We start from the raw sequence: 12,551 nt of genomic DNA, 5'->3' as shown, positions 1-12,551 counted from the left end.
GGAGCTTTTCATAATGCCGTTACGGACCCAAGAAAACTGGCCCCACGGCGCGATCATGCAGGACGCCGAACACACTCAGTTTGCGCTGTGGGCACCGGATGCGTTTTACGTCAGTGTCGAACTTGAAGACGGTCAGTCCTTGCCGATGTTACCGCAGGCCGATGGCTGGTTCGTGATCAAGACCCGGTGCCCGGCGGGCACCCGCTACCGCTTCAACATCGATGGCGAACTGGAAGTGCCCGACCCGGCCTCCCGCGCCCAGGACGGCGACCTTGATCGCCACAGTGTGGTGGTCGATCCGCTGGCCTATCAGTGGCGACATACCACCTGGCACGGCCGGCCGTGGAGCGAAGCGGTGATTTACGAGTTGCACGTCGGCGCACTCGGCGGCTTTGCCGAAGTCGAGCAGCACTTGGCGCGCCTCGCCGAACTGGGCATCACCGCGATCGAACTGATGCCGCTCGCGCAGTTCCCCGGCACACGCAACTGGGGCTACGACGGCGTGCTGCCCTACGCCCCGCAAGCTTCCTATGGCACCCCGGAACAACTCAAGCACCTGATCGACAGCGCCCACGGCCATGGTCTGGCGGTGATTCTCGACGTGGTCTACAACCACTTCGGCCCCGACGGCAATTACCTCGGACGCTACGCCAAAGGCTTTTTCCGCGAAGACAAGCACACGCCTTGGGGCGCGGCGATCGACTTCCGTCGGCGTGAAGTGCGGGACTTTTTCATCGAAAACGCGCTGATGTGGCTGTTCGAATACCGCTTCGACGGTCTGCGCCTGGACGCAGTGCACGCGATCGAAAGCCCGGATTTCCTGCCCGAACTGGCGCAGCGTATTCGGCAGCAGGTCGATCCGACGCGCCATGTCTGGCTGACCGTGGAAAACGAGCTCAACCAGTCGAGCCTGCTTGAAGAGGATTACGACGCGCAGTGGAACGACGACGGCCATAATGCACTGCATGTGCTGCTGACCGGCGAAACCGACGCTTATTACGCTGACTATGCGCTGCAACCCACCGAACAACTGACCCGTTGTCTGAGTCAGGGCTTCGTGTTTCAGGGCCACATCACTCGCCACGGCGAACCGCGCGGTGAGCCCAGCGAACACCTGCCCTCGACCGCTTTCGTGCTGTTCCTGCAGAACCACGACCAGATCGGCAACCGGGCCTTCGGCGAGCGTTTGCACCACCTGGCCGATCCACGGGCACTGCAGGCCGCCACCGTGCTGTTGCTGTTGTCGCCGATGATTCCGCTGATGTTCATGGGCGACGAATTCGCCGCCGAGCAACCGTTTCTGTTCTTCACCAGCCACCACGGTGAACTGGCAGACCTGGTACGCGAAGGTCGGCGCAATGAGTTCGCGGCGTTCAGCGCCTTCACCGATCCGCACAAGCGCGAAAAAATTCCCGATCCGAATGCCGAACAGACCTTCCACGCCTCGCAGCCTCGCCTGATTGGCAGCGGCACTGAGAAACAGCAGGAAACCCTCGCGCTGTACCGGCAACTGCTGCAATTGCGCCATCAATACATCATTCCCAATCTGTCCGGCACGCAGGCCCTCGGCGCGCACATGCTCGGCCGTGGCGCGGTCAGCGCGCGCTGGCGCCTGGGCGATGGCAGTGAGCTGCGAATTGACCTGAACCTCAGCGATACGCCAGTGGTCAACCCTCCACAGACCGACGCCGTGTGGCTGTTTCAGCAGCCGTCCGCCGTTGCCCTGTCGGAACCGGGCCAACTGCCCGCGTATTGCGCGCTTGTCAGCCTCACGGCCGCAACCCCCTTGCAACCTCTGGATGGAGAGCGCCTATGAGCGATGCGCAACTGGAAATACTCGCAAGCCGCGCCGGTCTCGCCGTCGACTGGATCGACGCCAATGGCCGCCCGCAGAAAGTCGCCCCGGCGGTGCTGCGCAATGTCCTCACCGGGCTGGGTCATCCGGCCAATACCGCGCAGGAAATCGACGCCAGCCTGCTGCAACTGCAACAGGTGCAACAGGATCGCCACCTGCCGCCGCTGCTGACCGCAGATGTCGGGGTCAGCGTTGATCTGGCCCGCTATTTCGAACCGGAAACGCCTTGCGAAATCCAGCTTGAAGACGGTTCACGGCTCAACCTCAAGCTCGATGCCGAAGCGAAACTGCCGGGATTGATCCCGGTCGGCTATCAACAAGTACACATCGCCGATCAGTCTTTCACCCTCGCCGTGGCGCCGGAGCGCTGCTACAGCGTCGGCGATGCGGTAGATAACCCGATCCCCCGCGTGTGGGGCCTGAGCGCGCAACTGTACAGTCTGCGCCGCCCCGGCGATGGCGGTTTTGGTGACACCCAGGCACTGGAAGAGCTGGCCCGAGTGGCCGGCGAACGCGGCGCCGAGGCGCTGGCGATCAGTCCTTTGCATGCGATGTTCAGCGCCGACACCGGGCGCTACAGCCCGTATTCACCGTCCAGCCGGCTGTTCCTCAATTCGCTGTATGCCGCTCCAGGCGCAATCCTTGGCGAACGGGCCTTGCGCGATGCGATCGACGCCAGCGGCCTGGCCGAGCAATTCAAGCAACTGGAAGACCTCAAACTGATTGACTGGCCCAGCGCCGCCGAGGCCAAGTACAAACTGCTGCAAGCGCTGTACGACGGTTTCGTCGCTGGCGAGCATCCGTTGCATGCCGACTTCGCCAGTTTCCGCCATGCCGGCGGCGAAGCCCTGGAAAATCACTGCCGCTTCGAAGCCATTCAGGAAATGCGCGCCGCCCGGGGCGAAAGCCTCGACTGGCGGCACTGGCCGGAACACTGGCACGAGCCGCGTGGCGCCGCCCTCGAAGCGTTTGCCGAGGAATACGCCGAGCGCATCGGCTACTTCGCCTTTTGCCAGTGGCTGATCCACCGTTGCCTGGAGCGTGCGCAAGCGGCTGCACGCGGTGCTGGCATGGGCATCGGCCTGATCGCTGACCTAGCGGTCGGTGCCGACGGCGCCGGCAGCCAGGCCTGGAGCTTTCAGGACGAACTGCTCGCCTCGCTCACCGTGGGTGCGCCGCCAGACATTCTCAACCGCACCGGGCAGGGCTGGGGGATTTCCGCGTTTTCCCCCGAAGGCCTGATCCGCAATGGCTTTCGTGCGTTCATCGACATGCTGCGCGCCAACTTCGCGCATGCCGGCGGGCTGCGTATCGACCATGTAATGGGCCTGCAACGTCTGTGGGTAATCCCCAACGGCGCGGCTCCGGCGGACGGTGCGTACCTGTATTACCCGGTGGATGATCTGCTGCGCCTGCTGACCCTCGAATCCCATCGACACCAGGCCATCGTCCTCGGCGAAGACCTCGGTACCGTGCCCGACGGGCTGCGGGAAAAACTAAGTGCGCGGGCGATCCTCGGCATGCGCGTGCTGCTGTTCGAACAGGACAACAGCCGTTTCAAACCGATTCTCGACTGGCCGGATAACGCGCTGGCGACCACCACCACCCACGACCTGCCGACGCTCAATGGCTGGTGGCATGGCCGCGACATCGACTGGAATGCGCGCCTGGACTTTGTCGATGCCAACGGTGAAATCGAATGGCGCCGGCATCGCCAGCGTGAGCGCCAAGGCCTTCGCGATGCGCTGAGTCAGGATCCGCAAAACTTCCGCGAAGAGTCCCACGAGGCCGATCAAGTGGTCGATGCCAGTGTGCGTTTCCTCGGCCACACCCGCGCGCCGCTGGTGCTGTTGCCGCTGGAAGACGCGCTGGGCATCGACGAGCAAGCCAACCTGCCGGGCACCATCGACAGCCATCCGAACTGGTCGCGGCGCCTGCCCGGCAACAGCGAAGCCTTGCTCGATGGCGCCGATGCTGCGCGCCGCCTGGAACTACTGGCCTGTGCCCGCCTGCAAGCTGCCGAGCGTGACCAATGAATTCATCGTTCAACCAACCGTTGCGCGCCACCCTGCGCCTGCAATTTCACAAGGGTTTCACTCTGGAACAGGCGGTGCCGCTGGTGCCGTACTTCGCCCGCCTCGGCATCAGCCACATTTATGCCTCACCGCTGCTCGCGGCCCGCGCCGGTTCGATGCACGGCTACGACGTGGTCGATCCGACGCAAGTCAATCCGGAACTCGGTGGCGAACCGGCGCTGCGGCGTCTGGTCAGCACCCTGCGCGAACACGGCATGGGCCTGATCCTCGACATCGTCTCCAACCACATGGCCGTCGGTGGCGGTGACAATCCGTGGTGGCTCGACCTGCTGGAATGGGGCCGCCTGAGCCCTTACGGCGAGTTCTTCGACATACAGTGGCACTCGCCCGATCCGTTGATGGAGGGCCAGTTGCTGCTACCGTTTCTCGGCAGCGATTACGGTGTCGCGCTGCAGGAAGGCACGCTGAAACTGCATTTCGATGCGCAGCAGGGACGCTTCCATGTCGAGCATTATGAGCACCACTTCCCGATCTGCCCGAATGACTATGGCGAGCTGCTCAAACCGGTCGAAGCGCTGAAATCCCTGGCCGATCGTTTCAGTACCCTCAGCTACCAGACCGACGCGCATGCGCTGGCGATTCCGCTCAAGGCTGAACTGAAAGAGCTGGCAAGCGATCCACAGATCCTTGCTGCGATCGAGGAAAGTCTCGCGCATTACGACTCCACCAGCACCGAAGGCTTCGACAAGCTGCACCAGTTGCTCGAACGCCAGAGCTATCGTCTAGCCAGTTGGCGCACCGCCGCGGACGACATCAACTGGCGGCGCTTTTTCGATATCAACGAACTCGGCGGCCTGCGCGTCGAACGCCCGGCCGTGTTCGAAGCGACCCATGGCAAGATTTTCCAGTTGATCGCCGAAGGCTTGGTCGACGGACTGCGTATCGACCACATCGACGGCCTCGCCGACCCGCGTGGCTATTGCCGCAAACTGCGGCGGCGCCTCGACTTGCTTGCGCCGGATCGGCACTTGCCGATCTACGTCGAGAAGATTCTCGGTGCCGGCGAAACCCTGCGCACCGACTGGGCGGTGGATGGCAGCACCGGTTACGAGTTCATGAATCAACTGTCGCTGCTGCAACACGACCCGGAGGGCGAACACGTCCTCGGCGACCTATGGCAACGCCGCACCGAGCGTCCGGCGGCGTTCATCGAAGAAGCACAACTGGCGCGCCAGCAGATCCTCAACGGCTCGCTGGCCAGTGACTTCGAAAGCGTCGCCCAGGCGCTGCTGCAAGTGGCGCGCGATGACCTGATGACCCGTGACCTGACCCTCGGTGCGATCCGTCGGGTGTTGCAGGCACTGATCGTGCATTTCCCGGTGTATCGCACTTACATCAATGCACTGGGTCGCGCAGCGCAGGATGAGCAATTCTTCCAGCAGGCCATGGACGGTGCGCGCCAGACCTTGGGCGAAGGCGACTGGCCGGTGCTCGACTGTGTGGCGGCCTGGCTCGGTGGCACGCCATGGCGGCACAAGCCACGCGGGCGCTCGCGCAAGATCCTCAAGCACGCCTGCGTACGTTTCCAGCAACTGACGTCGCCGGCAGCGGCCAAAGCCGTGGAAGACACCGCGTTGTATCGCTCGGCGGTGTTGCTGTCGCGCAATGATGTCGGCTACAACACCGAGCAGTTCAGCGCCCCGGTCAGCGACTTCCATGCGGTCAATCAGCAACGCCTGGACGCGTTCCCCGACAACTTGCTGGCCACCGCCACCCACGACCACAAACGCGGCGAAGACACCCGCGCACGGCTGGCGATACTCAGCGAACGCAGCCATTGGTACGCCGAACAGGTCGAGTTGTGGCGCGCCCTCGCCCGGCCGTTGCGCGACGATGATCAAGTGCCGTCGTCCGGTGATGAATTGATCCTTTATCAGGCGCTGCTCGGCAGTTGGCCGCTGCAATTGCGTGATGACGATCAGGCAGGTTTCAGCGACTACGCCGAACGCATCTGGCAGTGGCAACAGAAAGCCCTGCGCGAAGCCAAGCTGCAAAGCAGCTGGAGCGCGCCGAATGAAACCTACGAAAACGCTGCACAGACGTTTACCCAGCGCCTGCTCACCGGTGACGAAGGCGAGCTGCTGCGTGCCGCGCTGAGCAAGACTGTCAACAGCATCGCGGCGGCCGGCGCCCTCAACAGTCTGGCGCAAACCTTGCTGCGCATGACCGTGCCGGGGCTGCCGGATCTGTATCAGGGCAACGAGTTCTGGGACTTCAGCCTGGTTGATCCGGACAACCGCCGGCCGGTGGATTACGCCGCGCGCGCGCAGGCCCTGGACGGACACGCGCCGCTCCCGGAGCTGCTGGTGAACTGGCGTGACGGGCGCATCAAGCAAGCGTTGATCGCCCAGGTGTTGAACCTGCGCGCCGAACACGCCGAGCTGTTTCGCCGGGGCACGTATCAGGCCCTGGAGGTGCTGGGTGAGCAGGCGCACAACGTGCTCGCGTTCGCTCGTGAGCACGAGGGCCGCTACGCCATCGTGATCGTGCCGATCCGCTGCGCGACGTTGCTGGAAAACAGTGCCGAGCCACAGGTGGATGCGCTGCGCTGGGGCGATACGCGCGTGGTTTTACCGTTCGCCGCCTCTGACACAAACCTGAAGGGACTTTTTCACAGCAGCGCAGTCACAAAAAACAGGGAGCTGAACGTCAGCGCCGCGCTGGGGGATTTCCCGGTCAATCTGTTTATCCAACTCTTTACGTAACGACGAGTTCAGTTCAGGAGCATTGCGATGAGTACCGACGATAAACGCATCCGCGAGTTTGCCTATCAGATCTGGGAATCGGAGGGCAAACCTGAAGGGCATGAAGCGCGTCATTGGGAAATGGCGCGCAAACTGGCCGAAGCCGAGGCCCTGGCGCCGAAGAAGTCGTCAAAGGCTGCGGGCAGCAAAACTGCCGGCAAGACGGCGAACGGCAAAGCCAGCGAAAGCAAGAAGCCGGCGGTCAAGCCCAAGGCGTCTGCGGACGCCAAAGCCAAGCCCTCCAGCGCCGCCAAAGTAATTCCACCGGGCGAAAAAGCCGCCGAGAAAAAGCCGCGCGCCCCGCGCAAGCCCCCGGCCAACTGATACACCCGCATTTATTGAACTGAATGACCGTGTGGCGAGTTCGCTCGCCACCGAGGACTCACTCGTCCTCAAAAAAACACCTTACTCCCCTGTCTGGAGAGCATTTGTGGTGAGGGGATTTATCCCCGATGGGTCGCGCAGCGGCCCCGAGTTTGCGACTGCTTCGCAGCCGATCGGGGATAAATCCCCTCACCACAGATTCTGTTCCCCACAGTTGATCCGTTATTCGAACCAACCCGTTTTGCAGGAGCAATCATGTCCAGTCCAAAAAAAGCCGAGCCCGCAGCGCACGCTGAGCCGTCCAGAATCCGTGAAGGTCTGCCCTTCCCGCTCGGCGCCACCTGGGATGGTCTGGGGGTGAACTTTGCGCTGTTTTCCGCCAACGCCACCAAGGTCGAGCTGTGCATCTTCGACGATGCCGGCGAAGTCGAACTCGAACGCATCGAACTGCCGGAATACACCGACGAGATTTTCCACGGCTATCTGCCCGACGCCCATCCGGGGCTGATCTACGGCTACCGTGTGTATGGCCCGTATGACCCGGAGAACGGCCATCGCTTCAACCACAACAAACTGTTGATCGACCCCTACGCCAAACAGCTGGTCGGCGAGTTGAAATGGTCCGAAGCGCTGTTCGGCTACACCATCGGCCACCCCGACGCCGACCTCAGTTTCGATGAACGCGACAGCGCGCCGTTCGTGCCCAAGTGCAAGGTCATCGACCCGGCGCACACCTGGGGCAACGACCACCGCGTCAGCGTGCCGTGGGACAAGACGATCATTTATGAGACCCACGTACGCGGCATCAGCATGCGTCACCCGTCGGTGCCGGAGAACGTGCGCGGTACCTTTGCCGGTCTGATGGTCGACGACGTGCTCGAGCACATCCGCAAACTCGGCGTCTCGAGCGTGGAATTGCTGCCGATCCACGCCTTCGTCAACGACCAGCACCTGCTGCACAAGGGCATGACCAACTACTGGGGCTACAACAGCATCGCCTTCTTCGCCCCGGACCCGCGTTATCTGGCCAGCGGCAAGATCGCCGAGTTCAAGGAGATGGTCGCGCACCTGCACGAAGCCAATCTGGAAGTGATCCTCGACGTGGTCTACAACCACACCGCCGAGGGCAACGAACAAGGCCCGACCCTGTCGATGCGCGGCATCGACAACGCCTCCTACTATCGCCTGATGCCGGACGACAAGCGCTACTACATCAACGATTCGGGTACCGGCAACACGCTCGACCTCAGTCACCCGTGCGTGCTGCAAATGGTCACCGACTCGCTGCGCTACTGGGCCAGCGAGATGCATGTCGACGGTTTCCGCTTCGACCTGGCGACCATTCTCGGGCGCTATCACGATGGTTTCGACGAGCGTCACAGCTTCCTCGTCGCCTGCCGTCAGGACCCGGTGCTGCGCCAGGTGAAAATGATCGCCGAGCCTTGGGACTGCGGCCCCGGTGGCTATCAGGTCGGCAACTTTCCGCCGGGTTGGGTCGAGTGGAACGACAAATTCCGCGACACCGTGCGCGCCTTCTGGAAAGGCGACGACGGCCAGGTTGCCGACTTCGCCAGCCGCATGACCGCGTCCGGCGAGATGTTCAACCAGCGCGGGCGGCGGCCGTACTCGTCGGTGAACTTCATCACCGCCCACGACGGTTTTACCCTCAACGATCTGGTGTCGTACAACGACAAGCACAACGAGGCCAACGACGAGAACAACCAGGACGGCAGCAACAACAACCTGTCGTGGAACCACGGGGTCGAAGGCCCGACCGATGATCCGGAGATCAATGCACTGCGCCATCGGCAGATGCGCAATTTCTTCGCCACGCTGCTGCTGTCGCAAGGCACGCCGATGATCGTTGCCGGCGACGAATTCGCCCGCACGCAGGACGGCAACAACAACGCCTATTGCCAGGACAGCGAGATCGGCTGGGTCAACTGGGACTTGAGCGAAGACGGCAAGGCGCTGCTCAAATTCGTCAAACGCCTGATCAAGTTGCGCATGGCTTACCCGATCCTGCGTCGCGGGCGTTTCCTGGTCGGCGAATACAACGAGGACATTGGCGTCAAGGACGTCACCTGGCTGGCGCCGGACGGCACCGAGATGACCACCGAACACTGGCATGACGCGCATAACCGTTGCCTGGGCATGCTGCTCGATGGTCGCGCGCAGGAAACCGGGATCCGCCGCAAAGGTGCCGATGCGACGTTGCTGCTGGTGGTCAACGCCCACCACGACATCGTCAACTTCAGCCTGCCCGAGGTGCCGGAAGGCAGTTTCTGGACTTGCATGATCGACACCAATCAGCCATCGATTCGCGGTCAGGAACGCTTCGAGTTCGGCCATGAGTATTCGGTCACCGGCCGTTCGCTGCTGCTGTTCGAACTGCAACGCGAAGAAGAAGACTGATATGGACCTGCACAGTTATCTGGCGCGCCGCCCGCCGGACTATCACGACACCGCCGCACTCGGCCATTGCCTGCGGGCGCTGGTCGAGGCCGGCCTGGATCAGTTGCCGTTGCCCGGCAGCGGCCGCACGCTGGAGCGCTTTCAGCGTCTGGCGGAAGTCGGCGGACACGATCTGGGCTTGTGCAAACTCTACGAAGGCCACACTGACGCATTGGCGATCATCGAACAGCTCGGTGGTTCGCCCACGCCGGGCAGCACCTGGGGCATGTGGGCCGCTGAACCGCCGCAGGCGCGGGTGCAAGTGCGACCGTCCGGGCACATGGTGCGCCTTGACGGGCGCAAGGCCTGGTGCTCGGGGGCGGCGGTGCTCAGCCATGCGCTGCTCACCACGTGGGACGCCGAGGATCGTCAGCAACTGGTCGCGGTGGCGCTGGATCAACCGGGCGTGACCATCACCGATCAGGGCTGGCAAGCGGTCGGCATGGGCGCCACCGGCAGCGTCGAAGTGTTGTTCGACGGCGCCGAAGCCCAAGCCATCGGCGAACCCGGCGACTACCTGAATCGTCCGGGTTTCTGGCAAGGCGGGATCGGCATCGCCGCGTGCTGGTACGGCGCGGCGCGGCAGATCGCCGAGGTGCTGCGGCAACACTGCGCACAACGCGAGGAGCCGCACGCCCTCGCCCACCTCGGTGCGGTCGACTCAGCGCTGTACGCGGCAGCCAATGTGCTGCGATTCAGTGCCCTGCATATTGATGCGCACCCCGAAGCCGATGCCGCACTGTTGGCCCGGCGTGCCCGTGCAGTGGTCGAGCAATCGGCTGAGCAGGTGATGCGCGACGTCGGGCGTGCGCTGGGCGCCGGGCCGTTCTGCAAGGATCGGCACTTCGCCCGGTTGAGCGCCGATCTGCCGGTGTTTCTGCGCCAGAGCCATGCCGAGCGTGATCTGGCGGCCCTTGGCCAAGCGCTGGCTGAACACTCCGAGGAGGTCTGGACGCTATGAATGCCGTGAACAAACCCGATCCGATCATCGGCCATCAGGGCACTTCGCTGCTGCAATGGCAACATTCCCGGCACCTGGCGGCACTGGACAGCGTTGATGTCCTCAGTCTGGTGCCACCGGGGGCCAGGGCGGTGATTGTCGCTCCACACCCGGATGACGAAGTGCTCGGCTGCGGCGGTATGTTGCAGTTGCTCGCGGCCGCCGGGCGTCAGTTGCAACTGATCTCGGTCACCGATGGCAGCGCCAGTCATCCTGGCTCCGAGCGCTGGCCGGTTGAACGTCTGAGCGTGGTGCGGCCGCAGGAATCGGCCGAAGCCCTGCGCCGCCTCGGCGTGCCGTTGCACCGGATGAAATGGCTGCGCGGCGGTTTCAGCGATAGCCAGGTCGCCGCGGATGAGTCGTCGCTGGTCGCCTTCATCGAACGCCACCTGCGCCCCGGCGACGTGGTGTTCAGCACCTGGTGCGAGGACGGCCACTGCGATCACGAAGCCGCCGGCCGCGCCAGTATTGAAGCTGCACGCCGGGTTGGCGCCACCTGCCACGAATTGCCGGTATGGACCTGGCACTGGGCCTCCCCCGAAGACGCTTCGGTGCCGTGGCAGCGCGCACGCAAGATTCTGTTGTCCCCCGAGCAAGTGGCGCGCAAACGCCACGCGGTGCATGCGTTCGCCAGCCAACTGGAAGGCGACCCGCAAGCCGGGCTGCAACCGGTATTGGCGCCGTATGTGCTGGATCGTCTGCTGCAACCGTTCGAAGTGGTGTTCCTATGAGTGTCGATGATCGTTACTTCGACGGATTATTCAGCGCCAACGATGATCCCTGGGCCTTCCGAGAGCGCTGGTACGAACAGCGCAAACGCGCGATCACCCTCGCCGCCCTGCCCCGTGCGCATTACCGGGCGATCTTCGAACCCGGTTGCGCCAATGGCGAACTCAGTGCCGAGCTCGCCGAGCGCTGCGATCGCCTGCTGTGTTGCGACACCGCCAGTGCGGCGGTGAACCTGGCGCGTACCCGTTTGAGCCTTTTCGACCACGCCGAGGTGCGCCAAAGTCGCCTGCCCGGCGACTGGCCGGAAGAAAAATTCGACCTGATTGTATTTAGCGAAATCGGCTACTACCTCGATGCCCAAGATCTGACAGAAGTGATCCGCCGCATCAGTGAATCCCTGACCGCGGACGGGCAATTGCTCGCTTGCCACTGGCGCCCGCCCATCGACGGCTGCCCGCTGAACGCGCGGCAGGTGCATGACCTGATCCACGAGCAACTGCCGCTGCCGCGTCTGGCATTGCATCAGGAAGCGGACTTCCTTCTTGAAGTCTGGAGCCGCGAGCCGCGCTCGGTAGCCGCACTGGAGGGCCTGCGATGATCGGCATTCTGATTCCGGCGCATAACGAGCAAGACCTGCTCGAGCAATGCCTCAGCGCGGCACTGCGCGCCAGTAAACACGGGCTGTTGGCCGGCGAGCCGGTCGAAGTGCTGGTGGTGCTCGACAGTTGCACCGACCGCTCGGCGCAGATCGTCAGCGGTTTTCCGGTGCTGAGCCTGCACATCGACGCGCGCAACGTCGGTCAGGCCCGGGCCGCCGGCGCGCAGGTTCTGCTGGAGCGCGGCGCCCGCTGGATTTCCTGCTCCGACGCCGACAGCCGCGTAGCCGATGACTGGCTGGTAGCGCAGCTGGGGCTGGGCGCCGACGCGGTATGCGGCACGGTGACCGTCGAACATTGGGATCAGTCGTTCGATGAAGCCGCGCAGATTCGCTATCACAGTCACTATCAGGCCCGTGACGGGCATCGCCACATCCACGGCGCCAACCTCGGGGTCAGTGCCGACGCCTATCGCTGGGCCGGTGGTTTCCCGCCGCTGGCCTGTGACGAAGATGTGCAACTGGTGCGGCGACTGGAACAGTGCGGTGCCGACATCGCCTGGAGTCATCGCCCGCAGGTACGCACCAGTGCCCGACTGGACAGCCGGGCACGAGGCGGATTCGGTGACTATCTGCGAAATCTGGCACAGCTTGGTTAAAAAAAAGCGGATCAGATTGATCTGTGACGCGACGAATCAAGTTTCATGAGCAATACTCTGCTGCGCGGCAATCCAGGGTTCGGAGCGTCGCACGG

At 63.4% G+C, this 12,551-nt stretch carries 9 protein-coding genes; all 9 read left to right on the top strand.

The features are described from left to right. Positions 1–13 precede the first annotated feature (13 nt). The 9 genes from treZ (at position 14) to ACIP8I_RS07300 (ending at position 12,456) form a co-directional block, all read left to right on the top strand. Positions 14–1,816 carry a malto-oligosyltrehalose trehalohydrolase gene (gene treZ / locus ACIP8I_RS07340; protein ID WP_400759873.1) on the top strand — a complete coding sequence of 601 codons (1,803 nt, stop codon included), beginning with the start codon at positions 14–16 and terminating at the stop codon, positions 1,814–1,816. Beyond that, positions 1,813–3,891: a 4-alpha-glucanotransferase gene (gene malQ, locus ACIP8I_RS07335; protein WP_400759872.1), complete on the top strand. Its 2,079-nt coding sequence runs from the start codon at positions 1,813–1,815 to the stop codon at positions 3,889–3,891. Before treZ ends, malQ begins: the two co-directional genes overlap by 4 nt. After that, on the top strand, positions 3,888–6,656 hold the full coding sequence (locus ACIP8I_RS07330; protein ID WP_400759869.1) for a malto-oligosyltrehalose synthase: 2,769 nt from the start codon (positions 3,888–3,890) through the stop codon (positions 6,654–6,656). Before malQ ends, ACIP8I_RS07330 begins: the two co-directional genes overlap by 4 nt. A 27-nt stretch (positions 6,657–6,683) precedes the next feature. Beyond that, on the top strand, positions 6,684–7,019 hold the full coding sequence (locus ACIP8I_RS07325) for a DUF2934 domain-containing protein (RefSeq protein ID WP_400759868.1): 336 nt from the start codon (positions 6,684–6,686) through the stop codon (positions 7,017–7,019). A gap of 255 nt (positions 7,020–7,274) precedes the next feature. Beyond that, positions 7,275–9,434, top strand: coding sequence for a glycogen debranching protein GlgX (glgX, locus tag ACIP8I_RS07320; RefSeq protein ID WP_400759866.1), 2,160 nt, complete (start codon positions 7,275–7,277; stop codon positions 9,432–9,434). 1 nt (position 9,435) lies between these two features. Next, positions 9,436–10,434: an acyl-CoA dehydrogenase gene (locus ACIP8I_RS07315; protein ID WP_400759863.1), complete on the top strand. Its 999-nt coding sequence runs from the start codon at positions 9,436–9,438 to the stop codon at positions 10,432–10,434. Further along, on the top strand, positions 10,431–11,204 hold the full coding sequence (locus ACIP8I_RS07310; RefSeq protein WP_400759860.1) for a PIG-L deacetylase family protein: 774 nt from the start codon (positions 10,431–10,433) through the stop codon (positions 11,202–11,204). Before ACIP8I_RS07315 ends, ACIP8I_RS07310 begins: the two co-directional genes overlap by 4 nt. Further along, the gene (locus ACIP8I_RS07305; protein ID WP_367084630.1) at positions 11,201–11,800 is read left to right on the top strand and encodes an SAM-dependent methyltransferase; all 600 of its coding nucleotides are present in this window, start codon (positions 11,201–11,203) and stop codon (positions 11,798–11,800) included. The genes ACIP8I_RS07310 and ACIP8I_RS07305 overlap by 4 nt, the downstream gene beginning before the upstream one ends. Next, positions 11,797–12,456: a glycosyltransferase gene (locus ACIP8I_RS07300; RefSeq protein WP_400759858.1), complete on the top strand. Its 660-nt coding sequence runs from the start codon at positions 11,797–11,799 to the stop codon at positions 12,454–12,456. The genes ACIP8I_RS07305 and ACIP8I_RS07300 overlap by 4 nt, the downstream gene beginning before the upstream one ends. Positions 12,457–12,551: the final 95 nt, after the last annotated feature.

Origin of the sequence: Pseudomonas sp. NPDC088414, assembly GCF_044753325.1 — a bacterium.
In the GTDB taxonomy this organism is placed as follows: domain Bacteria; phylum Pseudomonadota; class Gammaproteobacteria; order Pseudomonadales; family Pseudomonadaceae; genus Aquipseudomonas.
Note: the sequence above shows the minus strand (reverse complement) of the source record. Positions and strands in the feature narration are given on the sequence as shown.